The following is a 1,436-nucleotide window of genomic DNA, read 5'->3' as shown; positions in this document are numbered from 1 at the left end:
AATTACACGTAGTTGCAAACGCGGGCAATGGCCATTTCCATATAGCCGAGAGACTCGGCCTTGGTCTGCTTGCCGCTGGCCACATCGGCCACCAGCTGCAGGAGCTCGTCGCCCATCTGAGTGAGATCTCCGCCGTAGATGATGGGGGAGGCATCCACATCGATGTTATCCTCCATGTTGGCGAAGGTGATGCGGTTGCCGGTGATCTTGATGACGGGGGCGATGGGGTTGCCGGTGGGGGTGCCGCGGCCGGTGGAGAAGACCACCACCTGGGCGCCGCCGGCCACCATGGCAGCCACGGAGGAGGGGTCGTTGCCCGGGGTGTCCATGATCACGAGGCCGCTCTTGGGCGCAACCTGCTTGGCGTAGTCGTACACGGCGTTGACGGGGGAGTGGCCGCCCTTGTGGATGCAGCCCAGGGACTTCTCCTCCAGGGTGGTGATACCGCCGGTCTTGTTGCCGGGGGAGGGATTGCCCTCACGGACCTCCTCGCCCACCAGGCGCAGGGCCTCCTCGTAGCGGTGGACGATCTCAAAGATGCGGTCCCGGACCTCGGGAGTGGCGGCGCGGCGGGCCAGGATGTGCTCGGCGCCGATGAACTCGGTGGTCTCGCTGAGGATGGAGGTGCCGCCCTCCCGGACCATCAGGTCGGAGAGCTGGCCGATGAGCACGTTGGCAGCCAGGCCGCTGGTGGGATCGGAGCCGCCGCACTCGGTGCCCACGATGAGCTCGGAGATGGGGAACTCCTCCTTCTGGAGCATGGAGGCCTCAGCCACCATCTCCTTGGCATAGCGCACCGCCTGGTCAATGGCCTTCAGGGTGCCGCCGGCCTCCTGGATGATGACCTGCTTGAGGGGCTTGTTGGTCCGCTCCTGGATGGCCTTGACCACCAGGTCCATCTGGCAGTTCTCACAGCCCAGGGAGACCACCACGGTGCCGTAGACGTTGGGGTTGGCGGCAAAGCCGGCCATCACGTCCATGGTCAGCTGCTGGTCAGAGGCGACCTGAGAGCAGCCATTCTGGTTGTTGAAGGTGACGGAGCCCACCACCTGCTGGGAGATGATGCGGGTGGTGTCCGATGCGCAGACGCTGGCGGGCAGGATCAGAACCTTGTTCCGGATACCCACGCGGCCGTCGGGACGCTTATAACCATAGAAATTCATGCCTTACTTCCTCCTTTTCCCTTATGCCTCGGCTTCCAGGTCCTCGCGGTGGCTCTCCACATTGTGGACGTGGACATGCTCGCCGGCCTTGATGTCGCAGGAGGCAATGCCGATGTGCTCGCCGTACTTGCAGATGGGGGAACCCTTGGAAATGTCGCAGACAGCCAGCTTGTGATAGATGGTGATGTCCTGCCGGGCGGTGAGGGTCTTCTCCTCGTTGCCGCTGAGGTAGGTGACCGTGTCGCCGCTCTGAATGGCCTCAATGGCCACGGC

The 1,436-nt window shown here is 63.7% G+C and carries 2 protein-coding genes; both read right to left on the bottom strand.

All coding sequences use genetic code 11. From position 1 onward, the window contains the following. Positions 1 to 2: 2 nt before the first annotated feature. On the bottom strand, positions 3 to 1,163 hold the full coding sequence (locus H8S34_RS14975; RefSeq protein ID WP_101691439.1) for a UxaA family hydrolase: 1,161 nt from the start codon (positions 1,161 to 1,163) through the stop codon (positions 3 to 5). A 21-nt stretch (positions 1,164 to 1,184) separates the two neighbouring features. After that, the coding region (locus H8S34_RS14970) for a UxaA family hydrolase (protein ID WP_207725007.1) at positions 1,185 to 1,436 on the bottom strand (252 nt) is incomplete at its 5' end.

This window comes from Pseudoflavonifractor hominis (assembly GCF_014288125.1).
Lineage (GTDB): Bacteria > Bacillota > Clostridia > Oscillospirales > Oscillospiraceae > Pseudoflavonifractor_A > Pseudoflavonifractor_A gallinarum.
The sequence above is the reverse complement of the archived record's forward strand: the minus strand, read 5'-3'. Positions and strand labels throughout refer to the sequence as shown.